The following is a 24501-nucleotide window of genomic DNA, read 5'->3' on the forward strand; positions in this document are numbered from 1 at the left end:
GCCGCTTCAGCGCAATATCGGTGGCGCGAACGTCAGACCGTATTCGGCGAATATCTGCGCCACGCGCCCATCTTCTACCCCGGCAAAAACCGCATCTCCAACTGCATAGGCCAGTGGCCGATACGCAAAATGAACCGCAACCCCGGCGGTCCATTTCCCCACGGCAAAGCCCGGCAGCGGTGGGCTATGCACTGCCAGATTTTCGGTTGCGCCGTGTTCCAGCTGCGCCCGAGGCCCCATCGCTGCCATGGTTTGACCCACAGCCAGCCCCGCCATGGCATCCGCCATCGAAGGGAACCGGGTCACATTGTGCGACAGCTGCCCACCGGGAAAGGATGACAGGTAGAAATCGGCAATCGAGTCGTTCTCGACCCCGACCGTGTCAAAGCGGAAATAGGCCGGAACCGGTGGGTCCTCCGGATAGGCTTCTTTACGATAGGCGATGGCGATTTCTTCGACATGGTACTGCCCGGTGAAAACCACCTGTTCAACCCGGCAGGCAAATTCGCTGTCATAAGGCACATGCAGCATGACATTGGCCACACTGCCGCCGACGATAGGGCCTTTCCAAATCCAGTTGCGCAGATCGGTCTGCAGATCCTCGCCTGGCGCCACAAGATTGAACCGGGCCTCGACGCCCAGCTCCTGCGCGATCAGGCGTCCGATCTCAACATCCACGCCCTTGATCTTCCCGTCCTCCTCGAACGACCAGGGCGGAAAATCCTCGTAGGCGGCAAAGGTAATGAACCCGCGTTCCTGAATCGTATCGAGATTCTGCCCAACCCGATCCCGCGACACGTTTTGGGGCTTGGCTTGGGGCACATGATCTTCGCATCGGGCTGATGCGGTCTGTGCCGAGGCACAGACAACCGACAGGGAGAAAAAAGTTCCGGTAAGAAAACGTTTCATGTGCCCCAATCTGTATTTTCTAGTTGGCTGCTGACAGACCGATGGTCAGGACTTCGGCCGCACCGGCAAAATCCGGTTGATCGCCGGAAATCAGGCTCGCCGCACGAAAGGCAACGCTGTCGGCCACGGGTGCTCCGGAACCGGTCGCCACACCTTCGGCAACCGTATTCAACTCGCTGCGTAGGGCTTCGACATCACCTGTGCCACCATCCGCCATTGCGGTCAGTTCATCCCGGATCTGTATCAGCCGTGGCGTCACATCGTCCAATTCACCATCATCGGGCCGGGTCTCGATATAGGTGCGGATCGCCCATGCGGCCTTCTGCCCCAGCAATTCGCCAAAGGCGGGCATCTTGGTGATACCATTCTGGGTGTATCCGGTCTGGAATCGTTCGACAAACCATTCGTCGCCATATTCTTCGGCTTCGAGATAGCGCAGATCAGGCGCCAGCCCACCGGACACACCTCCCAGACCGTGGCACCGGGCACAGTTCTGATTGTAACCGCTGTCTCCGATCTCTATTGCGGCCTTCCAGACCTCTTCACCCTGATCGCGATAAGGGTTTTCGATCAGCCACTCTTCGCCCACATCCGGCAAAGCATCGGTATTCATCGGTTGCGGTGCCACATCGCCATGGGCATGCGCCATCGAACTTGCGGCAATCAGGCCAATCGTGGCCATGGACAGTCTGAACATCTAGTCCTCCCGTTCGTGTGTTTCCCACTCAGTTTTTAGCGGAGACGAACACACGCTCGATACGAGACTTAAGTTCTAGATCAGCCGATTCACCATACGACCATGGTCCAATGGCCCCCCCTGTCGATCAGGCCTTAGCCTTGGAGTAACCGAAAACCTTCTGGTGAGGAAACATGCGAAATCTCATGCTCACATTCACTGTCATGATGATTGCAGCTGGCACCGCGGTTGCCGAGATTCGTATACCAATGGTCTTTCTCAAGCAGGAAACCGACCGCCCTCCAACTCTGTCGAACCTTGACCCAATCCCCGACGACCTGGGCGAGAAGGGCGCCCATTTGGGGTTGAGTGACAACCAAACCACCGGGGCTTTTCTCGGCCATAAGTACCACCTGGAAACCGTGGTGATCCCCGTGGGTGGCGACCCGCTCGCGGCTGCGGGCCAAGCGCTGGAACAGACGCCTTTCCTGATCCTAGATGTCCCGGCAGACACCTTGCTGAAAATAGCCGACCTGCCCGCTGCGGGCGACGCCTTGCTGTTCAACACTTCCAGTGCCGACATGAGTTTGCGCAGTCAGAACTGTCGCGCCAACCTGTTGCACACTTTGCCGTCCTACCAGATGCGCAGCGACGCCATGATGCAATTTGCCCGCACCAAACGCTGGGACACGCTGGCCCTGATTTCCGGTGAACACCCGCAGGACCAAGCTTTTGCCGATGCTTTGCGCCAAAGTGCCGCTAAATTCGCCCTCAGCATCACGGCCGAAAAAACCTGGAGCTTTGATGCGGATATGCGCCGCAATGCAGCGCAGGAGGTTTCTCTGTTCACGCAAGACCTCGGCACATACGACTTGCTGCTGATCGCCGACGAGCTGAACGATTTTGGCCGCTACATTGCCTTCAACACCTGGCTGCCGCGCCCGGTTGCCGGCTCCGAGGGGCTCAGGCCCACAGCCTGGGCACCAGTGGTCGAACAATGGGGCGCGGCCCAATTGCAATCGCGGTTCCGCGACCTGGCCAACCGTCCGATGCGGCCCCGGGACTATGCCGCCTGGGCCGCCATTCGCACGATTGGCGAGGCCGCGACCCGCACCAATAGCTCGGAACCCGCCGATCTTCGCGAATTCATCCTGTCGGATACATTCGAACTGGCTGGCTTCAAGGGCCGCCCGCTCAGTTACCGCAAATGGAACGGTCAGCTGCGCCAGCCGATCCCGCTGGTCACCAAAAGTGCCCTCGTCGCCCAGCCACCGCTCGAAGGGTACCTGCATCAGCATAACGAGCTTGACTCGCTGGGCCTCGATGCGCCGGACAGCGCCTGCAATGCCTTCCAATGACCTGCTTTCACCTATTGCGAAAATTCTCGCGAGAGGCATCCAACGGAGCCGCACAATGAAACACCTGCTCTTCACTGCCGCCCTCAGCATCACGACGCCGCTTCATGCCGCCGAGATCTGGGTTACCAACGAAAAGGACGACACGATCAGCGTGATTGATGTGGACACGCTTGAAGTCACCCGAACGATTCCAACCGGCGAGCGCCCGCGCGGCATCACCTTTTCCAAGGATTACAGCCGCGTCTATATTTGTGCCTCGGACAGCGACACGGTTCAGGTAATGGATCCGAATACAGGTCAAATCCTGCACGACCTGCCATCGGGTGAAGACCCGGAACAATTCGTTCTGCACCCCAATGACCGCCATCTCTACATCGCCAACGAGGATGACGCGGTAACCACGGTAGTCGACACCGAAAGCCGCAAGGTGATCGCCCAGATCAATGTAGGCATCGAACCTGAAGGCATGGCCGTGAGCCCCGACGGCAAGATCGCCATCACCACCTCGGAAACCACCAACATGGCGCATTGGATCGACACCGAAACCCGCGAGTTGTTCGCCAACACGCTGGTTGACAGCCGACCGCGTCACGCCGAATTCACCGCAGGCGGTTCCGAGCTCTGGGTGAGTTCCGAGATTGGCGGCACCATCACTGTTTTTGACACAGTCAACCAATCCGAGAAGGCCAAAATCGAATTCGCCGTCAAGGGCGTGCATCCCGACCGTGTACAACCCGTCGGCTTCGAATTCACCGAAGACGAAAAGGCCGTTTTCGTCGCACTGGGCCCCTCAAACCACGTCGCTGTCGTCAATGCAGAAACGTATGAGGTCGAGGATTATATCCTTGTTGGCCGCCGGGTCTGGCACATGGATTTCTCCCCGGACAAATCGCTGCTGTTCACAACCAACGGTGTTTCGGGCGACGTGACCGTGATCGACGTGGCCAGCCGCGAGGCGTTGAAATCCGTCAAAGTGGGCCGCTTCCCCTGGGGCGCGGCGATGCGACCGTAACGCGCCCCATCCGCCATCCTCCGCCTGGGCTGCCAGTTAGGGCACGCGCGATGCAAGTCCGGTGCCTATTAGCCCCAAAAAACGAACCGACAGGAGATTAACCGTGCTAACCAAATCCCTAACCGTCGCCCTTCTGACCCTGGTTCTGCCCGCCGCTGCCATAGCAGATAACAACGATGACGAACCCCAGTTCGGCATGGCCGGCCTGCTCTCGGCTACCAACAAGGAAGATCTGCCGCCGATCATCCTCTCTGCCGGCATGCCCCTGACGGACGCCCCCTGGGAACTCAAATCCGGCACTTATTACGAATTCGAAATCCAGGGCGACGGCAGCCAGGAGCTGGCGCTTGTCGGCTCTGAATTCTTCCGCGCCATCTGGATCGACGAAATCGTGGTCGAAGGGCTCGAAATCCGCCCGCTGGGGCTCGACAGTATCGAGTTTGATGAGGCCGGCGAAATGGAGATAGGCTTCATCGCACTGAAACCAGGTCGCTACCATCTCAAGGTTCCCGGCTCTACCGGCGAGACCCAGAAACTAGAGATCGCCATACAGTGATCGGCCTCAGTGTCCAAAACCTGAGCTATGCCAAAAGTACGAAACAGGCGTCGGACGATATGAATTCTCACGTCCCGTCCGGCGCTTTCTGTGCGTTGCTGGGTCCGAACTGGGCCGGGAATCCACCCTGTTCGGCCTTCTAATCCGGCTGTTTACGTCCCTCAAGACCGCATCGAAATTGCCTAACACGACATGGCAAGGGACCCCCGCATTGCCTTGAAAAACATCCGAGTTGTCTTTCAGCAGCCCACGTTTGATTTGAATCTCTCGGTTATACTCACCCTCACCTTTTTCGCCGCGCTACACGGATTGTCGGGCAAGCTGACCCAATCCCGCGCCGATGCCGTTCTGGACCGGCTCATCACGCGCAACCGGTCAAAGGAAACCGTGCGCAACCTCAGCGGTGGTCACCGGAGGCGACTGGAAATCGCCCATTGCCTGATTCTGCTGCTCAATGGCATCGCGCTGATGTGGACCTGTGTTGCCTCAGTGGTGTTTCTTGGCTTGTCGGTCAGGGGGCTCGATCCCGCACGGGGGCTGACACGGCGCATGGCCTGATCTGTCTTACGACCTTTGTGCAATACCCCAGGGTCAACCTGTTCCCAATAATGCACATAGCCGGAAACCCGCGCGACTAGGCGCCTGGCTTTGGAACAAATACATCATGGGAGGAGCCCACATGAATCGCTTTATCACTGCAGCAGTTGCAGGGGTCATGTTGGCTGGCGCGAGCCACGCCGGAGTGACCGAAGAAGAAATCAGGAATGACCAGTCCGTCACGTCGCAGATCGTGACCAACGGTATGGGACGTCACCTGCAGCGTTTCAGCCCGTTGGACACACTGAACAAGGAAAACATCCATAAATTGATCCCGGCCTGGGCCTTCAGCCTGGGCGGCGAAAAGCAGCGCGGTCAGGAAACCCAGCCTCTGATTTATGACGGGGTGATGTATATCACTGGCTCTTACAGCCGTGTCTATGCCATCGACGTGAACACGGGTGAAGAGCTTTGGCAGTACGACGCACGCCTGCCCGAAGGCATCCTGCCCTGTTGTGACGTGATCAATCGCGGCGGTGCCATCTATGGCGACAATTTCTATTTCGGCACCCTGGATGCCCGCATCGTGGCGTTGGACCTGAAAACCGGCGACGTGAAATGGCGTAAGAAAATCGCCGACTACAAGGCCGGCTATTCCTATACAGCCGCACCGCTGATCGTGGACGGTCTGGTCGTGACCGGTAACTCGGGTGGTGAGTTCGGCATCATCGGTGAAGTGCAGGCGCGCGACGCCGAAACCGGCGAGCTTGTTTGGACCCGCCCGGTGATCGAAGGTCACATGGGCACGCTCAACGGTGAAGAATCCACCATGACCGGAACGCTCAACGCGACCTGGCCGGGCGATATGTGGAAAACCGGTGGAGGCGCAACCTGGCTGGGTGGTTCCTACGATGCCGACACCGATACGCTCGTCTTTGGTGCCGGCAATCCCGCACCCTGGAACAGCCATTTACGTAACGCCGGCACCCCGACAGAAGGCAACAAGGGCGACAATCTCTATGCCGCCAGCCGCATCGGCATCGACCCGAAAACCGGTGAGATCAAGTGGCATTTCCAGACCACCCCGCGCGAAGGCTGGGACTATGACGGTGTCAACGAAGTGGTCGCTTATACCGACCGCGAAGGCAACAAGCGCTTTGCCACCGCCGACCGTAACGGTTTCTTCTACGTGCTGAACCGCGAGGACGGTGCTTTTGTCAGCGCCACGCCTTTCGTCAAGGATATCTCGTGGGCCAGCGGCATCGACGAGACTGGGCGCCCGATCTTTGTAGAGGAAAACCGGCCCGGTAACCCGGCAGATGCGGCAGACGGCAAGAAGGGTGACGTGATCTTTGCCTCGCCCTCGTTCCTGGGCGGCAAGAACTGGATGCCGATGGCGTTCTCGCAGCGCACAGGAAATTTCTATGTCCCGTCGAACGAGTGGGGCATGGATATCTGGAACGAACCGATCTCGTACAAGAAAGGCGCCGCATATCTGGGCGCAGGCTTCACCATCAAGCCCAATTACGAGGACCACATCGGCAGCCTCAAGGCGATCGATCCCGACACCGGCGAGGTCAAGTGGGAATTCAAGAACGACGCACCGCTTTGGGGCGGTGTGATGACCACTGCCGGCGGCCTCGTCTTCACCGGCACGCCGGAAGGCAAGTTCATCGCCTTTGACGACGAAACAGGCGAAGAGCTGTGGTCGTTCCAGACCGGTTCGGGCATTGTTGGCCAGCCTGTAACCTGGGAGCAGGACGGCGAGCAATATGTCTCGATTGTCTCGGGATGGGGCGGCGCGGTTCCTCTCTGGGGCGGTGAAGTGGCCAAAAAGGTCAACTATTTGAACCAGGGTGGCATGGTCTGGACATTCAAGCTGCCCAAGGAACTGGCTGCAGCCGACTGATCCGGCACCGATACACTCAACCAAGAACGCGCACTCCCGAGGTGCGCGTTTGTCGTTCTACGACTTTAGGCGTATATCCTGCTAAGCCGCTACTTTGGTATGATGGCAGGCAACGCTATCTGATCTGGATTCAAATGCACGCGAACACCGACATAGCACAGGCGATCACTTTCAATTCCGCCCTAATCGTGGACGATCACCCCTTGTTTTGCGATGCCCTGTCGATGACATTGCAGGTTGTGTCGTCGATCACCAGCATGCACACCGCCCCGACTCTTCAAGGGGCGCTTGACATGATCTCGCGTGGCACTGAACCGGATCTGATCGTGCTCGATCTGAACCTGCCGGACGTAAACGGGCTTGATGGGCTTTTGCGTCTGCGCAACGCCACCAAATGCCCGATCCTTGTGGCATCGTCGATGGCCGACAATCGCATCATCAGTTCGGCAATTCACGCCGGAGCCGCCGGGTACATTCCCAAGCACAGCCAGCGAGACGTGTTCTATCAGGCGCTGGAAACTCTTAAGCGCGGGGAAACCTTTATCCCGTCCGACTGCGTTCTGCTCGAAGAAACGGACGCGGCCGAAAAGGACGATGCAATGAAGCGATTGGCATCGCTGACCAATCAGCAGGGCCGCATTCTGCAGCTGATCTGCGAAGGCAAGCTGAACAAGCAGATCGCCTATGATCTGTCGATTGCCGAGACCACGGTCAAAGCGCATGTCACCGCGATCATGCGGAAACTGGGTGTTCAGAGCCGTACGCAGGCGGTACTGATCGCAAAGCAGACCAGCTTCGCAAATGTCTTGCACGACCAAACACCACACGGCTAATCTGGCCCGCGGTTTTCAGGGGAGGAAATGAGATGGGCCATATTCATGGTCTGTCCGGGGCGGCACAAATCGTGCGGTCTGGACAAGTCGATTGCCTGGCCCCGGATGCGGTTGCGCAACTGGCCAGGGCGCTCAGGCCCGGAGATCTGTCCCTGGTTTTACTGTTTCTGTCTCCGGAAACTGATGTGTCCCGCCTGATCGACGAAGCCCAGCGGGTTTTTGCGCCAGCCCAGGTGGTTGGCTGCACCACGGCCGGAGAGATCGGCGAAAAGGGTTATACCGATGGCAAGATCGTGGCTGTCGGGTTTCCGCAAACCCACTTTCACACCCGGACCATCCTCATCGACGATCTCGATCGGTTTGACGCCCAGAACCTGATCGAGCGCATGATCCGCAACCGAAACCATATGGCGCGGGAAACGCCGGGCTGGATTTCGGATTTTACCTTTCTGTTAATCGACGGACTGTCCACTAAGGAAGATATGCTAACGTCGCAACTGTCCGTCGGACTCGGACCAGTCCCCTTTTTTGGCGGTTCGGCCGGCGACGGCACTGATTTCGGAAAAACTTATGTGCTGCATGGTGGGCGCGCGCATTCCAACGCCGCCATTCTCATTCAGGTCCGCAGCCGCTGCCCTATCCACGTTTTCAAGACCGACCATCTCATCCCGGCCCAGAAACGCATGGTGGTGACCGGAGCCGATCCGGCCCGGCGCATCGTCCACGAGATCAATGCCGAACCGGCTGCGCGGGAATACGCACGTCTGCTCGACAAGGATCCCGAGCAGTTGACAACCTTTACTTTTGCGGCCCATCCGGTGGTGGTGCAGATCGGTGATCAGCACCATGTGCGCGCGATCCAGCAGGTGGCCGAAAACGGCGATCTGGTGTTTTTCTCGGCCATTGACGAGGGAGTCGTCCTCACGCTGGCCGATGCCGAGAATATGGTCACGCATCTGTCCCGTGAAATGGCGGCCCTGTCTGAGCAGAAACAGCCGGAAATCGTGCTGGCCTGCGATTGCATCCTGCGCCGCCTAGAAGCCCAGCAGAAGCAGATGACAACCGACATCTCACGGGTGCTCGGGGAAAACCGGGTTGTCGGCTTTTCCACCTATGGCGAACAGGTCAACTCGATGCATGTGAATCAGACGCTCACCGGCGTCGCGATTTATCCGCCCGAGGATGGCTGAGCCATGACCAGCGAACTGATCGATCCCCGGGACACGCTCGAGCGTCAAAACGAAAAACTGCTTAAGATCACCGAAACGCTGATGCGGCGGGTCGAACAGAGTTCCGAAGCCTCAGGTGCCGCCTACACCCAGTTTCAGCGGGCGGTGATGCTTGAGGAGGAAGTGCGCTCGCGTACCAAGGAACTCGAGCACGCGCTGGATCTATTGAACGTCTCGAACGCGAAACTGGCAGATGCCAACGCCGAAACCGAAGCGGCCCGGGCCAACCTCGCCAATGCGATCGAGACGTTGAAAGAAGGGTTCGCCCTATTCGATCCAAGCGATGCGCTGGTCATGTGCAACAGCCGGTTCAGCAAGCAGATGCGGGATATTTATCACCTGCTCAAGCCGGGGCTGAATTTCGAAAACTATGTCCACCTGATCGCCCACAGCCCCTATCTGTCGCTGCCCGATGGCGAAACTCCGCAGGGTTGGGAGGCCTACCGACTGGCCCAGCACAAGAACAGTCACGCCGCCTTTAGCGTCCGCTTGGCCGACAACCGCTGGCTGCAAGTCAGCGAGCATCGCACGCCGGATGGCGGCACCGTGATCATCCAGACTGACATCACCGAAATGATGCGGCTCGAGTTACAGGAACGCGAACGCCTGCTGGACGATCAGGCAAAGCTGATCAAGGCCACGCTCGAGCATTTGAATCAAGGCGTTCTTATCTTTGACGACCAAAGCCAGCTTGTTGGCTGGAACCGCCGCGCCGGTGAGCTTTTGGCGATACCGGCAAACCAGATGCAGCTTGGAACCTTTTTCTCATCGTTCTACCGCGAAATCCGTGACGATCTGGAATTCCTTGGCCCGATCGACAATACCGATGTCGAAGCCTGGGTGGCGAGCAAGACCACGCGCGCTCCGCTGTCATTCGAAATTGGCATTGGCGCCGATCGTGTCCTCGCCGTCTTTGCCCAACAGATGCCCGATCAGGGATTCGTGATCAGCTTCACCGACATCACTGCGGAACGGGCGGCCGTCCGCGCAATCAAGCAAGCGAACGAAACCCTCGAACAGCGCGTGGCCACACGTACCCTGGACCTTGAGGACGCTTTGTCCGAAGCCGAACGGGCGAATGCTTCGAAATCGCGCTTTGTTGCCGCGGCGAGCCACGACCTGTTGCAACCACTTTCAGCGGCAAAGCTCTATGTGGCATCCCTCGATTGCGATCTGCAACGGTCCGAACTTCGCGAACGCGTTTCCAAAGTCAGCAATGCGCTGGTCAGTGTCGAGCAGATCCTCGCGGCCCTGCTGGATATTTCCAAACTGGATTCAGGTCTCGCTTCGGTCGACGTCTCGTCGATCAACCTGCGGGACATGCTGACCCAGCTAAACGATGAATTGGAACCACTGGCCCGGAAAAAAGGGTTGGAGTTTCGACTGGTCAACTGTGACGCGTGGGTCGAAAGCGACGCATCCTATCTGCGCCGCATCCTTCAGAACCTTGCTTCGAATGCAATTCGATATACGGAACATGGCAAGGTGTTGGTCGGCGTACGGCGCGGTTCGGGTTCGGTCCGTGTCGAAGTCTGGGACACGGGCCCCGGCATCCCCGAGGATCAGCAGGAGAAAGTGTTTTATGAGTTCCACCGCCTAAACGCGACGGCCAATCCGACCGAGGGCATGGGCCTTGGTCTCGCCATTGTCGAACGCGCCTGCCGCCTTCTGCAACACCCATTGCACCTTTCCTCGCATGTAGGGTACGGCACCTGCTTTAAAGTTGAACTGCCGCTCAGCGCGGCGACCCCAAGCAAACAACCCGCCAAAATTCCCGCCTCAAGCGGCAAATCACTGGAACACCAGATCGCTGTACTGATCGAAAACGACGCCGAGCTGCGCTCCGCCATGACCATCACTCTGGACAATTGGGGACTTGATGTGTTGCCCTGTGCGAACCTGGAAGAGGCCCAAGAACTGCTGCGGGAAGTCGATACAGCTCCGAACGTAATCATAGCCGATTATCAACTGGATAACGGGGCGCTCGGTATCGATGCAATCAACTCGATCCGCGCCATACATGGTCCGGTGCCGGCCTGTCTGGTGACGGCCAACCGCTCGCGCGATCTGCAGGGGATCTGCGAAACGCTCGACGCGGCTCTGTTCTACAAACCGATTGATCCGGATGAGCTTCGCGGATTTCTGGAAGATGCATTGGCAGGGACCGGGGACTAAGTCTGCTTGAGTGTCTGTAAGGTGGCTCCGGACAGCGGGTTAGAGCATTGGATTACTGTAATTCGGTATTTGTTCCGGCACGCATCTGCTGCACACGATCCTCCTAGCGTAAACAGACATCCGACCGCGTCAGGAACCGCCGCCCCGATCCATTTTCAAGCGAGAACATGCCGCCGATCCCATCAATCGCATCGACGATCAGGTTCGTGTGTTTCCAACGTTCGTATTGATCAGCGTTCATGTAGAATGGAACATCACCAATCATACCGACCAGAACATCGTTGTCCCCGACTATGTAGTCGTCCTGCTGAAAGCACATTGGGGCCGAGCCGTCACAACATCCACCCGACTGGTGAAACAGCAGATGCTCTCCAAACCGGCTTTTGAGATCCGCAATAAGCGCCAAAGCTGCGTCGGTCGCGGTAACGGTCATGGTGTCGGTCATTGCGTGGCCTTTCGGGAACACAAAGGAAAAGCCGTCCCCGAATTTCAGCGGGGACGGCCTGTTCGTGGATTGCTTAGAAGAAGCCAAGCGCGTTGGGGCTGTAGCTGACCAGAAGGTTCTTGGTCTGACGGTAATGATCCAGCATCATCTTGTGGGTCTCACGACCGATGCCCGACTGCTTATAGCCGCCAAAGGCCGCGTGGGCCGGATAGGCGTGGTAGCAGTTGGTCCAGACACGACCGGCCTGAATTTCACGGCCAAACCGGAACGCGCGGCTGCCGTTGCGGGTCCAGACACCGGCACCGAGGCCGTAGAGCGTGTCGTTGGCGATTTCCAGCGCTTCGGCGTCGTCCTTGAATGTGGTGACCGACAAAACCGGGCCAAAGATCTCTTCCTGGAAGATCCGCATCTTGTTGTGGCCCCTGAACACGGTGGGTTCGATATAGTTGCCACCTTCGACACCAGGCAGAGTCGACACGTTGCCACCGGTCAGCAATTCGGCGCCTTCATCCTTGCCCAGTTGCAGGTAGGAAGCGATTTTTTCCTTCTGTTCGATCGAGGCCTGCGCACCGATCATCGTGTCCATGCTCAGCGGGTTGCCCTGCTTGACCGCCTTTACGCGCTCCAGAGCGCGGGCGATGAAATCGTCGTAGATCGATTCCTGGATCAACGCGCGCGAGGGGCAAGTGCAGACCTCGCCCTGGTTCAAGGCAAACATGGTGAAACCTTCGAGGCATTTGTCGAAGAATTCATCATCCGCTTCCATCACGTCTTCAAAGAAGATGTTCGGGGATTTGCCACCCAGTTCCAGGGTGACCGGGATCAGGTTCTGCGACGCATACTGCATGATCAGGCGCCCGGTGGTGGTTTCACCGGTGAAGGCGATCTTGGCGATGCGGTTAGAAGAGGCAAGCGGCTTCCCGGCTTCGAGGCCATAGCCGTTGACGATGTTGAGAACTCCAGCAGGAAGGACATCGGCGATCAGCTCAGCCAGAACCAGAATCGAGGCCGGGGTCTGTTCGGCAGGTTTCAGAACAACGCAGTTGCCTGCGGCCAGCGCTGGCGCCAGTTTCCAGACCGCCATCAGAAGCGGGAAGTTCCACGGAATAATCTGACCAACAACGCCCAGCGGTTCGGGGATGTGATAGGCATAGGTGTCGCCGTCGATTTCCGAGACATGGCCCTCTTCGGCACGGATGCAGCCGGCAAAGTAACGCCAGTGATCGACGCACAGCGCCAGATCAGCAGCGATGGACTCGCGGATCGGCTTGCCGTTGTCCAGAGTTTCAGCGGCTGCCAGGGTCTGGGTGTTGGCCTCCATGATGTCGGCAATCTTGAGCAGCATGTTGGCGCGCTCGGTGGTCGAGGTCTTGCCCCAAGCCGGGAACGCGGCGTGGGCGGCATCTAGCGCGGCCTCGATGTCATCAGCGTTCGATCGGGCGATTTCGCAAATCACTTCGTTGGTGATCGGTGTGGTGTTTTCGAAATACTGGCCCGACTTGGGTTCAACGAATTCACCGTTGATGAAGTTGCCATAGCGCGCTTTGAACGGGAATTCGACGCCAAGGTGCGAGGTGTCCAGCGCAGTGCTGACCTGTACGTTTTGAATGTTCATGTCATTCCTCCCCTTTAAAAGAGTTCCAAGAAATGCAGCGAATCCCATGGCCTCAATCCTCATTGGTTCAGGCACCGGACCGGTGCTGGGCCAAACATAGGAAGTAGAACAGTGTTTCGATATTGTACCTTGGTCTGAGCGACTTAGGTCTCATTCAGCAAATGTGCGGGTTCAAATCGTTCAGATCCCCCTCGGCTGCTCAGGGCGGCATCGCGGTCGCCAACATGATCCCAAAGAGGCAATTCCCCAGCACTGCGACGTCTGGCTTGCTGCTATTTACCGAGATCGCAGCATGGGTGTTTCCAGGAAGTCGCTGACTCTGGCCGTGCAAAAAGCTTGCGGCACAAACGCTGGTTTTAAAACTGACAGGCGTTTCAACGCCGTGTCGGAAAAGATCAGGCCGGTTCAATTTGAACCGGCCTGAAAAATTTTTAGAAGTGCGCCGACTTGGTGTTTTCCGGCACCACCGGCGGGGCGAACTTGGTCAAGTCAATGCCTTCGACCGCTGCTTTGTATTCTTCGATCTTCGGCGTCCGGCCCAGGATGGCCGACAGCACGACAACCGGGGTCGAGGCCAGCAGGCTTTCGCCTTTCTTGTCCGGCGCATCGGCCACGACGCGGCCCTGGAACAGGCGGGTCGACGTGGCAAGAACCGTGTCACCCTTGGCGGCTTTCTCCTGGTTGCCCATGCAGAGGTTACAGCCGGGACGCTCGAGGTAGAGAATGTTCTCATACTCGGTGCGCGCCTGCGTTTTCGGGAACAGGTCGTCAAACTCGAAGCCCGAGTATTTCTCGAGCACTTCCCAATCGCCCTCTTCCTTCAACTCGTTGATGATGTTGTAGGTCGGTGCCGCGACCACCAGCGGGGCCTTGAATTCGACCTTGCCGGTTTCCTTTTCCAGGTTCTTCAGCATCTGCGCGACGATCTTGATGTCACCCTTGTGCACCATGCACGAGCCAACAAAGCCCAGATCAACGTGCTTTTCAGCATTGTAGTACGAGATCGGACGGATCGTATCGTGGGTGTACCGCTTGGAAACGTCGGCATTGTTGACATCCGGGTCGGCGATCATCGGCTCGACGATCTGGTCAAGATCGACGACGACCTCGGCGGAGTATTTCGCATTGTCGTCCGGGGTCAGTGCCGGTTTTTCACCCGACTTGATCTCGGCAATGCGGGCATCAGCGATGTTGATCAGCTTTTGCAGCATGCCGTTATCATGCTCCATGCCCTTGTCGATCATGATCTGGATGCGTGACTTGGCCAGTTCCAGCGAACCGATCAGGGTGTCGTCGTTGGAGATACAGACCGAGGCCTTGGCCTTCATCTCGGCGGTCCAGTCGGTGAAGGTAAAGGCCTGGTCGGCCAACAGCGTGCCGATATGCACTTCGATCACGCGGCCCTGGAACACGTTGTCGCCATGCTGTTCCAGCATCTGCGCCTGGGTGGCGTGCACCACGTCGCGGAAATCCATGTGCTCGGCCATTTTGCCCTTGAAGGTCACCTTGACCGATTCCGGGATCGGCATCGAGGCTTCACCGGTGGCCAGCGCCAGCGCCACGGTGCCCGAGTCGGCCCCGAAGGCCACACCTTTGGACATGCGGGTGTGGCTGTCGCCGCCAATGATAACCGACCAGTCATCCACCGTGATGTCGTTCAGCACCTTGTGGATCACGTCGGTCATCGCATGATAGACGCCTTTGGGATCGCGACCGGTGACAAGGCCGAAATCGTTCATGAACTTCATCAGGCGAGGCGTGTTTGCCTGTGCCTTGGCATCCCAAACCGATGCAGTGTGACAACCCGACTGATAGGCACCATCAACGATAGGGGACACGACTGTCGCGGCCATCGATTCAAGTTCCTGCATGGTCATCAGGCCGGTGGTGTCCTGCGACCCGACGATGTTGACCTTCACACGCACGTCCGAACCGGCGTGCAGGGTCTTGCCCGGAGTTGTGCCGACAGCGTTCTTGTTGAAGATCTTCTCAACCGCGGTCAGGCCCTGACCTTCGTGGCTGATCTCTTTCGATGGAGCAAAGACCAGAGGTGCTTCGACACCCAGCGTCTCGGCCGCAAATGTCTGTAGCTTCTTGCCGAAGACAATGGCGTAGGAACCGCCCGCCTTCATGAATTCCACTTTCTGCGGCGTGAAGGACGCGGACACATCCACCAGTTCTTCACCATTTTCGCTCAGCAGCTTGTGCTCTTTGGTGTTGATCTTCAGCACCGTGCCGGTCGCGACCGAATACTTCTCTTCAAGAATCGGGTTGCCGTCATTGTTCAGGATCGCATTGCCGTCTTCGTCGACCTTCTTGACCCAGTTCTTCAGGTCGATGCCGATACCGCCGGTCACACCCACGGTGGTCAGAAAGATCGGTGAGATACCATTGGTGCCTGCAACGACCGGAGCGATGTTGACGAAGGGCACATAGGGGCTGGCCTGCTTGCCGGTCCACAGTGCCACGTTGTTCACACCCGACATCCGCGACGAGCCCACGCCCATGGTGCCCTTTTCGGCGATCAGCATCACTCGCTTGTCAGGATGCTGAATTTTCAGGGCTTCAATTTCCTGCTGCGCTTTCTCGGTGACAAAGCACTGACCGTGCAGTTCCCGGTCCGCGCGCGAGTGCGCCTGGTTGCCCGGCGACAGCAGGTCAGTCGAGATATCACCCTCGGCCGCGACATAGGTCACGACTTGAACCTCTTCGTCGACGTCGGGCAGCTTGGTGAAAAACTCTGCCTTGGCATAGCTTTCCAGAATGTCTTTCGCTACCGCGTTGCCAGCCTCGAAAGCGGCCTTCAATCGGTCGGTGTCGGCGTCATACAGGAAGACCTGCGACTTCAGCACTTCGGCGGCCTGACCCGCAATCGCGGCGTCGTCACCCAACGCCAGGTCCAGCAGAACCTCAACCGAGGGGCCGCCTTTCATGTGCGACAGCAGGTCGAACGCAAAGGGAACCGAAATCTCCTCGACCACGGCCTCGCCGAGAATGATCTCTTTCAGGAACTTGGCCTTTTCGCCTGCAGCGCTGGTTGTGCCGGGCAGCGTGTTGTAGATGAAGAAGTTCAGCGACTCCGCCCGATGTTCGTTGCCGGTATCCTTGATCTGATCGACAATCTCTTTGACAAGGGCGCCATCATCGATGGGCTTGGGGTGCAGCCCCTGTTCCTTACGGGTTTCGATTTCGCTGAGGTAGTCTGTATAAAGGCTCATGGCTGATCCGGCTGTTTGCAATTTATGACGCTGTCTGCCGGATTCGCGGTGCTCTGGCGAGACCCGGCATTTTGTTTGTATGCGGCGGTATACCATTCTGCGGAGAATATCAAGGGACCATCTGCGCCGATCGAACGCGTTCGGGTGATGAACGCCTTGGCTGCGGCTCATCGAAACCAGTAGTCCCAGCCGTCCAGATAGTACCCCGTCAGAATATGGGTCTGCAGCGTATTGGGTTCGACTGCGACGCGGTCCATGTCCGAGCCGAACACCTGCGCTGCCTGCCACACGTCATCGGTCAGAAAACTCAGCCCCTTCGGCAGGTTCAGATCCCGACCCGGCAGCGGTTCGGGTGAGGCCAGCACAAACCCCCACTCGCCGAAACTGGGCACATAGCTGTGATAAGGCAAAGTATGCAGCCCTCGCCCCGGGTGCTGCGGATTACGGCTGCGGTTCAGGGTTTCCACCACCGACCAGAAGGCCTGCCGCGCAAAGAATGGTGACCCGGCCTGTGTGACCAACAGCCCCTGCCCGCTCAGCCGCTCGACAGCCAGCCCGTAGAATTGCCGTGTATATAGCCGCGACAACGCGATGGATTTCGGGTCCGGCAGATCAATGAGGATCACGTCAAAGACCCGGTCCTCCCCTTCCAGGAATTTCCACGCATCCTTGTTGACGATGGTGACGCGCGGATCGGACAAGACCCTGTCGTTCAATGCCGACAGGTCCGGATGGTCGCGGAACACCTGTGTGACGCGAGGATCAAGATCAACCAGCGTCACGCTTTCGACGTCTGCGTAACGCAGCACCTCACGCACGGCCATACCGTCGCCGCCACCGAGAACCAGAATATCCACCCGCCGCGGAGCAAGCGCCATGGCCGGATGCACCAGCGGCTCGTGATAGCGGTGCTCATCCAGCGTATCGAACTGGATCGAGTGGTTCAGGAACAGACGCACCCGGTCACGATAGCGCGTCACCGTGATCTGCTGATAGGGCGTCGCCTCGGACAGGATCACGTCATCCTCGAACAGTTCCGCCTCGGTGACTGAAACCAGTTTCTCGGAATGCCACAACGCCACCATGGTCGCTGCAAAGGCCAGCACCCAGACGCCCACCAGCAACCGGCTGGCCCAGTGCCGGAACAGGAACAGCGACAGCCCCGCCACCGCCAGATTCAACCCGCCAAAGGCCAGACTGGCCGACATCAGTCCCAGATGCGGGATCACCAGCAAGGGAAAAGCCAGCGAGGCCACCAGCGCACCCACGTAATCGACGCTCAGGACATTTTCGAACCGGAACTTCAGCGCGCCGATCTCTTCCAGTACCCGCGCGATCAGGGGTATTTCCATCCCCGACAGTACCCCGATGGTGATCAGCGCCGCATAAAGCGGGGTCGCCACATGCCCCATCCACGCATAGTTCAGAAACAGCACTGGCGCCATGAAGCCACCGACGATCCCCAACAGGATCTGCGCCCAGACAAAGCCGGAAAACGCGTGCGTGACATAGCGCGACAGCCACGCGCCCAGCCCCATGGCCGACAGGAATATCCCGATGACCAGTGAGAACTGCCGTACCGAATCCCCCAGCAGATAGCTGGAGAGCGTGGCCGCGATCAGCTCATAGATCAGCCCGGCGACGGCAACCAGAAACGTCGCGGCCAGCAGCCACGCGGCGCGGGCCTCAACCGCCCGGGCCGCCGTCATGACAGGATGACGGCCGCGATGATGATGGCAACCGAGACGAACAGCAGCCCGATCAGGATCGACAGCGCCACGTTCTGGTCATGCTCGATCTCGCGCACGATCGAAAACGGGGTCAGCCAGTCGATGACCTTCCACACCACCCACATCAGCGTGACACCGAGAAAAGTGTAAAAGATTGTGCTGATAATCTCTGCAATCTGAATGGCTGCTAAATAGTCCATGATGTCCCCGTTATTTCACGCGATTTGATCGATAATAGCCGCCGCCGTCGCTGCCGACGCGAACCGACCTGTCCAGGTCACGGCTTTCACCGCCGTAACCGTAGTAAGTTACGTATCCCGTGGCCCCCACGGCCGCGGTGGAAATCAGTAGGAAGATGATCCGGAAAGCTGTCACATTAATCCTCGTCCACCCAGTCAGTCCCCGACCAGCGCGCCTTTCGATGCAGCCATTTACGCCCGAACTGATACAGGAACAACGCCCCGAAGACCGCGCCCAGATAGGCCATCCACTTGCCGGTGAACAGACCCGTCCGGACATCCAGTGACAGGTGGGTGAACGGTTCACCTGACGGATGTTGCCGTCCGTTCCCCCCATGCCACAGCCCTTTTTCGGCCGCCGAGAGCGTCAGAGTGTAGGTTCCGCTGATTTCAGGTCGAAAGCGCAGCCGAGTCGCCGGGGACCCTTCGCTCCAGTTGCCATCGGAATCACGGCCGGAATAGGATTCGATGGTGCGACCGGTCTCGAACACCGGCTGGCCGTCAGGGTCCAGCATCTCCATCTCCAGATAGGCCCAGCTGTTCCGCAAGTTCCCGGCCACCCGGATCGAGGTCAACCTGTTGTCGGCCTCCAGCGGAATGGCGATCTCAACCGGAAGGTCCCGCAGGTCCACTTTGGTGTTGCGCAGCACGACCCGCCCGTCCTGCACGTTGAACGCCAAAGCCGTCACCAGGCAAATGGCCGCGAACACAAACGAACTCCACAACAGGAACCAGTAGTTTTGCCCTGCCACAAAGGGTTGCAACGGATGGACGCGGTAGGGCTTGAGGTCCAGCGTAACGCCAAAGGCCGCTTCGGCCTCGGCCTTGGTCACATAGATCGAACGGTAGGTTTCGCGCTCGCTGCCCGTTTGCGAAAACGCAAGCATCGCCGAGTTGGACATGGCCGTGACGGTCACCGTCCTCTCACCGAACTTTGGCCGCCAGGTAAATTCGCCTTCGACATAGGTGATCTTGCTGGTCGTGGTCTCGTAGTAGCGGAATGGTTCCCTATTGATATGAATGGTTGGTCGATGCTCAGCGCTTTCCACCACGTATTCGGACAGCCAGCCTGTTCCCCTGTATCGACGCGAAAACACCAGGTGGTCGTTCTCAAGGGTCAACCAGGCATAGCCATGGGTAGGCGAATAAAGCTGATGATCGATCCAGGTGAATTCGCGCCCCGCCCAGCGTTCGGTGTGCTGGATCAGGCCGATGATGACAAACTCGACGTCATACAATCTGCCGCGCATCCCGATCGACAGCGGTGTATCTGGTCGCTTCAGCCCGGCGAACCTACGCAGAACCTTATAATTGTCCTGTGCATTCAATTCTGATCCGCAAAATTCGCAGATTTTGACCACTACCCGTCCACCGCCCAAAACGTCCAATCCTGCTCCGCAGGAGGTGCAATTGATGGATGTAAGCTCGGGTGTCCGGGTCATGCCTGTATCTGCACCTTCACACCGAACGGGTCGTGCCAGCGCCCCTCATACCACGCTGTGTTTTCGCCCCAGAACTCACCGGAAAGCAGCCGGAAACCATCGGTCGAGGCATTGACGAACCGATATGTCTCGCCCACCTGCAGTTCCTCGTTGAACTGCCCGCGCAAGGCGATGCACTCGGCCTGTTCGACTTCGGTTACGGTGTAGGTGGCACCGTCGAAGTCCAGCGTCTCGCCGGGTTTGAACGGAGGCTGGGACTTAGGTATCTGCGCTTCCGGGATGCGGACTTGTTCAACAACGTCGCCTTCGTCCACTGAAATCCACGAGGTCGCGCCCTTTTTCGAAATCCCGCAGTATTCGTCCCAGAACCCCCGCCCATAGGAAAAGCGCGCGTGGCCGAGGATCTGAATGGTCTTGCGCCCCAGTTCGATGGTGTCTCCGACAGCGAACAGCAGCGGTGCATCATGCATCACACCTTGATCTCCGGCCTGCTCGATGTGGTCGCCCTTCAAAAACAGGGTTGTGCCACATGACGAGCAGGTCACGAGCTTGGCGGCTTTCAAAATGATCGGGCATAAAGTCCCGCAATTTGGGCAATTAAAATCCTGCATGGCTTCAGGTCGCGCATAGAGGTGAAAACTTCAAGCTGTGATTGAACCCTACTCCGTAGCTTCGACCCGGACACTACGCACATCCGGGTCAACGCGGCTGTAGGCAGCCAGCAACCTCCCATTCCATTTTTGCGCGATATAGTCCGCCATGAACCGCGACGGCGCCACAAGTGTAACCGCCCCCCCTGCCCTGTCGGCTTCGGCCAGATGCCGAAACCAGCTAGCCCAAAGCTCGGGGTCTCGTCCGTGCAGGATGGCCTGAACTTGCGTCCAGACATCCCCATCCGAAGTATCCGGCGGCGCCGGTTTGGCCGTAAAAGGTACCACATTGGTGTCTGACTCAGGTTCCTCTGTCATTCGCGCCAGGAAATCGGGCCCGATTGTCGGCCACACTTCGGACGTGTCGATCATCAACTGTTTCAGATCCAGCTCATAGACCGCGACGCGCCCGCGGGCTGCGGGGCGCTTGACCGCGATCCAGCCCATTGTCCGCAGCTTGGCCATTTCACGTTTGACGGTGCGTTCGTTCACCGACCACAAACGGGCGATTTCCTCTCGGCCGATCGACAGCTCATTGTTGCGCCAGTTGTATCGGGTTGTGATCAGGGCGATGATCCGCAGGATGCTGCGCTGCCGATGCTTGTCGCCCGACAGGGCGTGCACGGTCAGTGCTGACAATATATCATACTTGATCGCGGGCGCATTTCGCCCGACCGGTTTTGCAACCTGCATTCCAGTTCTCACCGCTCTGTCTGCCTCAGACGGTTTATACCGCCAACGTCGCGCTGTTTGCCAACGCTTTTCGCCTTGATGTCCTGATTAGCGTCCAATCGGACGATTCTGTCAAGCGGAGTCTGAATTGAAGCCAGGTCCCGGCTTGTCCCAAATCAAAAATCAAAAAGAATATTGGTGAAGTATTGGTGATGGGGGACATACTGGCTGTCCCCTTATTGAGTGGTTTTGTCCCCCCATATGGGGTGGCGTCAGCCTTTATGCCCCCCTAAATCCTGTTTCAGAGCCGGTGAATTCGTCCCGCTCCGAATCATCAGGGCTTCGAATCGGCCAACACGCGCGAAGCCCTTTATTTCTTACCCGTGGGTAAGATCACAGTGTCATTATATTTCCTTTTGCCTAAAGCGCAAATCAAGCGTAAATAGGAAACACATAAAAAATAGCGTCCCAAACGATGAGACTTGAGGCATGTACACGCACGAAGACCTGAACGCATTGCGCAATCAGTCCCTCAAACTGCAGGGCTGGATTCGCCAGCAGACCTTCAGCCCCGAGATGGAGAAGACCCTCCGCCGGTTTTCAAGCTGGGAGGTGTCCGAGCTGATCTTTCGCGTCAATCAATCGACTTTCCGCGGCAAGCTTGCGGCTGACCCATCCCTTCCCGGCGGTGAAGTGGAGCCCGAAGGCCGTCAGCGCTGGTTCAGCCTGGAAGAGGTGAATGAGCTGCGTCGGCGGCTCAAGGTGAACCGCAAGTCGCTGATGCCACCCCGGCCTGTGGGCAAGCGTGCCATCCGAGCTGCGGTAGCCAACTTCAAAGGTGGCGCGGGCAAGTCCACAGTCGCCCTGCACCTGGCCCATGCGGCGGCGCTGGATGGCTATCGCGTGCTGGTGGTGGATTTCGACCCACAAGCGACGCTAAGCCATTCCATGGGTCTGACCGACGTGGCCGAGGACTTCACCGTTTGGGGCATCATGGCTCGAGACCTGATCCGCGAGACCGGGCGGATGAATAGCCGCTCTGCCGCCGCCGAATCCGGAACCGCCCTACCCCGCCGCGAATTGCCGCCCTCGATCACCGATATGGGGCTTGGTGATCTGCGCATATCGGATTTCATAAAGCAGAGCTCGTGGTCGACCATCGATGTCATTCCCTCCTGCGCCAACGCGGCCTTCGTGGAATTTGCTTCGGCGCAGTACCGGCACCTGAACCCCGAATGGTCGTTCTTTGCCGCGGTGTCACGGTATCTGGATCAGATCCCGGACGATGCTTATGACCTGATCCTGTTCGATTGCCCGCCTGCCATTGGGTATCAGTCGATGAACGCGGTTTTTGCCGCTGACATGCTTTATGTCCCTTCAGGGCCCGGATATTGGGAATACGACTCGACCACCTCCTTCATCGGTCAGTTGGCCGAGGCGTTGGAGGATCTGGCTTATGGCTTCGACAAGACCTTACCCACGGGTAAGATCGGCCTGCCCAAGACGTTCTGCGAGATACGCTTTCTGCTGACCCGGTATGAACCGGGCAACGCGCTGCATTTGGCCATGTTCGATGCGTTCAGGAAAGTGTTCGGTGAGCATGTCGCCGAACATCCGGTGGAAATGACCCGCGCCGTCGAGCAATCCGGTCGCTTCCTGAGTTCGGTCTACGAGATGGATTACCGCGAAATGACGCGGGAAACCTGGCGCCGCGCGCGCTCGACCTTTGATAATGTGTATGAAGAATTCCGGGGCGTGATGCTGTCGGCCTGGGACAAGCTGGAGGATGACGCATGAGCCGTAAACGCAGAATGTTTGACATCGACATGCCGGCCATGGAGGACATCCCGGTCGGCAAGGTTCCGGACAAGGTGCTTGAGAAACGGCGCGGTCCGATGGCCACGGCAATCTCGGAAAACGCCGACGCCCTGCGCGATCAGCAATCGACCGAAGAAACCATCCGGGCCGAAAACGACCGCTTGGCGCACGAGCTTGTCCGCTTGCGGTCCGAAGGTTTGGTGACCGAACATGTGGCTCTGGTGGACGTGGTCACCGAGAAGTTGACCCGAGACCGCAAGCCCGGCCCTGACCCTGAGCTGGACGAGTTGAAAGACTCAATCCGTGATATCGGCCTGTCGAACCCGATCCGGTTGGAACGTCGTTCCGATGGTCGTTTCGACCTGATCCAGGGCATGCGTCGCCTTTCGGCATATCAGGCGCTGTTCGAGGAGACCGGTGAAGAAATCTATTCCAAAATCCCGGCTGGCATCTCCGACGAGAGTGATTTGAATGACAGTTATCGCCGCATGGTGGATGAGAACCTGATCCGCAAGGATATCTCATTTGCCGAAATGGGGGCGCTGGCCCGGGCCTATGCTGACGATCCGGCCAATGACTGCGCCGATGTCGACAAGGCGGTTGCGATCCTGTTCAAATCCGCCAGCTATACCAAGCGCAGCTATATCCGGTCTTTCGCCAGCTTGCTGATGATGCTGGACAAGGTGCTGATGCATCCCAACGATATTCCGCGCAATTTGGGGGTCGAGTTGAAACGCAAGCTCGACGCCAGTCCGGGCTTGATCGGTCAGGTCAGCACTGCGGTGATGAGTGAACCGGATCGTGACGGCCCGCGTGAAGTGGCAATACTGCGGTCGTTTGTTGAAGCCGAGGGGAGCGTCCCCAAGAGACCGGTCACCGCTTCGGGTGGAAAAACGCGGCGTGCAAAAACCACATTCCAGGTGTCGGGGCGGGCAGGGGTTGCGAAATGCTCAGCCTCTAGCGGGCGGCTCGAATTGCGCTATGACCTGGATTTTTCACGTGTCGACCGTGCCCGGCTGGAGCAGGCAATTGCAACTCTGATCGGCGATCTGCAGGAAGAGGACGATCTTACCCACGGGTAAGGTTTTGATATCGAATTCTGCACTGTGACGAACGCCGGGCCAATCGCCCGGCGTTTCCCGTTATCGAAAGTCACCCCAGCAGATCAGTTGCCGGGTTTTCGGCAATATCGACGTCATCGTAGTATTTCTGCGCCTGTACCATGGAGCGGTGCAGGGACAGGCGCATGGCGGCCTGGATCGGGGCGCCGTCGAGCGCGGCTTGCGTCAGAAAGCCGGACCGCAGCCCGTGGGGGGAGGCAAACCCCTCGGGCAGCCCGGCCAGTTTCAGGCGGTGTTTGATGATCTGATTGATCGCATCCGGTGACAGGCGGCGGCCCAACACCCGGTCGGCCTTGGAGACTGGTCTGAACAGGGGGCCGTCGCTGATCTGCCCAACCTCGATCCAATGCACCAGTG

Annotated in this window: 21 protein-coding genes; 10 read left to right on the top strand and 11 right to left on the bottom strand. The window is 58.3% G+C overall.

Going from position 1 to position 24501, the window contains the following annotated elements:
* Positions 1-6: 6 nt before the first annotated feature.
* Together ACR0IK_RS22910 and pedF are read right to left on the bottom strand one after the other, a co-directional pair.
* Entirely contained in the window at positions 7-909 is a 903-nt protein-coding gene (locus ACR0IK_RS22910) for a substrate-binding periplasmic protein (protein WP_480643435.1), read from the bottom strand.
* A gap of 19 nt (positions 910-928) precedes the next feature.
* Positions 929-1606, bottom strand: coding sequence for a cytochrome c-550 PedF (gene pedF / locus ACR0IK_RS22915; RefSeq protein WP_480643436.1), 678 nt, complete (start codon positions 1604-1606; stop codon positions 929-931).
* A gap of 173 nt (positions 1607-1779) precedes the next feature.
* Here pedF and ACR0IK_RS22920 point away from each other — a divergent pair, with 173 nt between their 5' ends.
* The 8 genes from ACR0IK_RS22920 (at position 1780) to ACR0IK_RS22955 (ending at position 11194) form a co-directional block, all read left to right on the top strand.
* Positions 1780-2943: an ABC transporter substrate-binding protein gene (locus tag ACR0IK_RS22920; protein WP_480643437.1), complete on the top strand. Its 1164-nt coding sequence runs from the start codon at positions 1780-1782 to the stop codon at positions 2941-2943.
* 55 nt (positions 2944-2998) lie between these two features.
* On the top strand, positions 2999-3955 hold the full coding sequence (locus ACR0IK_RS22925) for a YVTN family beta-propeller repeat protein (RefSeq protein ID WP_480596187.1): 957 nt from the start codon (positions 2999-3001) through the stop codon (positions 3953-3955).
* A 103-nt stretch (positions 3956-4058) separates the two neighbouring features.
* Entirely contained in the window at positions 4059-4511 is a 453-nt protein-coding gene (locus ACR0IK_RS22930; RefSeq protein WP_480643439.1) for a cupredoxin domain-containing protein, read from the top strand.
* 216 nt (positions 4512-4727) lie between these two features.
* Positions 4728-5069: an ATP-binding cassette domain-containing protein gene (locus ACR0IK_RS22935; protein WP_480643440.1), complete on the top strand. Its 342-nt coding sequence runs from the start codon at positions 4728-4730 to the stop codon at positions 5067-5069.
* Between the two features lie 121 nt (positions 5070-5190).
* Positions 5191-6957, top strand: a complete 1767-nt coding sequence (locus ACR0IK_RS22940; protein WP_480596193.1) for a PQQ-dependent methanol/ethanol family dehydrogenase — start codon at positions 5191-5193, stop codon at positions 6955-6957.
* 134 nt (positions 6958-7091) lie between these two features.
* The gene (locus tag ACR0IK_RS22945; RefSeq protein ID WP_480596195.1) at positions 7092-7790 is read left to right on the top strand and encodes a LuxR C-terminal-related transcriptional regulator; all 699 of its coding nucleotides are present in this window, start codon (positions 7092-7094) and stop codon (positions 7788-7790) included.
* Positions 7791-7822: 32 nt separating this feature from the next.
* Positions 7823-8980: an FIST N-terminal domain-containing protein gene (locus ACR0IK_RS22950; RefSeq protein ID WP_480643442.1), complete on the top strand. Its 1158-nt coding sequence runs from the start codon at positions 7823-7825 to the stop codon at positions 8978-8980.
* Between the two features lie 3 nt (positions 8981-8983).
* On the top strand, positions 8984-11194 hold the full coding sequence (locus ACR0IK_RS22955) for a hybrid sensor histidine kinase/response regulator (RefSeq protein ID WP_480643443.1): 2211 nt from the start codon (positions 8984-8986) through the stop codon (positions 11192-11194).
* A 103-nt stretch (positions 11195-11297) separates the two neighbouring features.
* Here ACR0IK_RS22955 and ACR0IK_RS22960 read toward each other — a convergent pair whose 3' ends face one another.
* From ACR0IK_RS22960 to ACR0IK_RS22995, 8 genes are all read right to left on the bottom strand, one after another.
* Positions 11298-11639, bottom strand: coding sequence for a DUF779 domain-containing protein (locus tag ACR0IK_RS22960; RefSeq protein ID WP_480643444.1), 342 nt, complete (start codon positions 11637-11639; stop codon positions 11298-11300).
* Positions 11640-11712: 73 nt separating this feature from the next.
* Positions 11713-13254, bottom strand: a complete 1542-nt coding sequence (adh, locus tag ACR0IK_RS22965; protein ID WP_480596204.1) for an aldehyde dehydrogenase — start codon at positions 13252-13254, stop codon at positions 11713-11715.
* A gap of 431 nt (positions 13255-13685) precedes the next feature.
* Positions 13686-16472 carry a bifunctional aconitate hydratase 2/2-methylisocitrate dehydratase gene (locus tag ACR0IK_RS22970; RefSeq protein WP_480643446.1) on the bottom strand — a complete coding sequence of 929 codons (2787 nt, stop codon included), beginning with the start codon at positions 16470-16472 and terminating at the stop codon, positions 13686-13688.
* A 167-nt stretch (positions 16473-16639) separates the two neighbouring features.
* Positions 16640-18181, bottom strand: coding sequence for a polyamine aminopropyltransferase (locus tag ACR0IK_RS22975; protein ID WP_480643447.1), 1542 nt, complete (start codon positions 18179-18181; stop codon positions 16640-16642).
* Positions 18178-18402: a DUF350 domain-containing protein gene (locus ACR0IK_RS22980; RefSeq protein ID WP_480596211.1), complete on the bottom strand. Its 225-nt coding sequence runs from the start codon at positions 18400-18402 to the stop codon at positions 18178-18180. Before ACR0IK_RS22980 ends, ACR0IK_RS22975 begins: the two co-directional genes overlap by 4 nt.
* Before the next feature lie 176 nt (positions 18403-18578).
* Positions 18579-19883 carry a DUF4178 domain-containing protein gene (locus tag ACR0IK_RS22985; protein ID WP_480643448.1) on the bottom strand — a complete coding sequence of 435 codons (1305 nt, stop codon included), beginning with the start codon at positions 19881-19883 and terminating at the stop codon, positions 18579-18581.
* Positions 19880-20353: a DUF4178 domain-containing protein gene (locus tag ACR0IK_RS22990; protein WP_480643449.1), complete on the bottom strand. Its 474-nt coding sequence runs from the start codon at positions 20351-20353 to the stop codon at positions 19880-19882. Before ACR0IK_RS22990 ends, ACR0IK_RS22985 begins: the two co-directional genes overlap by 4 nt.
* Positions 20354-20542: 189 nt before the next feature.
* Entirely contained in the window at positions 20543-21226 is a 684-nt protein-coding gene (locus ACR0IK_RS22995; RefSeq protein WP_480596217.1) for a DnaA N-terminal domain-containing protein, read from the bottom strand.
* A 468-nt stretch (positions 21227-21694) separates the two neighbouring features.
* Here ACR0IK_RS22995 and ACR0IK_RS23000 point away from each other — a divergent pair, with 468 nt between their 5' ends.
* Positions 21695-23002, top strand: a complete 1308-nt coding sequence (locus ACR0IK_RS23000) for an AAA family ATPase (protein WP_480643451.1) — start codon at positions 21695-21697, stop codon at positions 23000-23002.
* The gene (locus ACR0IK_RS23005) at positions 22999-24105 is read left to right on the top strand and encodes a ParB/RepB/Spo0J family partition protein (RefSeq protein ID WP_480643452.1); all 1107 of its coding nucleotides are present in this window, start codon (positions 22999-23001) and stop codon (positions 24103-24105) included. Before ACR0IK_RS23000 ends, ACR0IK_RS23005 begins: the two co-directional genes overlap by 4 nt.
* 70 nt (positions 24106-24175) lie before the next feature.
* On the opposite strand, the gene ACR0IK_RS23010 is transcribed toward ACR0IK_RS23005, so the two are convergent.
* Positions 24176-24501 (bottom strand): tyrosine-type recombinase/integrase (locus ACR0IK_RS23010; RefSeq protein ID WP_480643453.1); only part of this gene is annotated, 326 nt, incomplete at its 5' end.

Source organism: Ruegeria sp. BF7, from assembly GCF_056538605.1.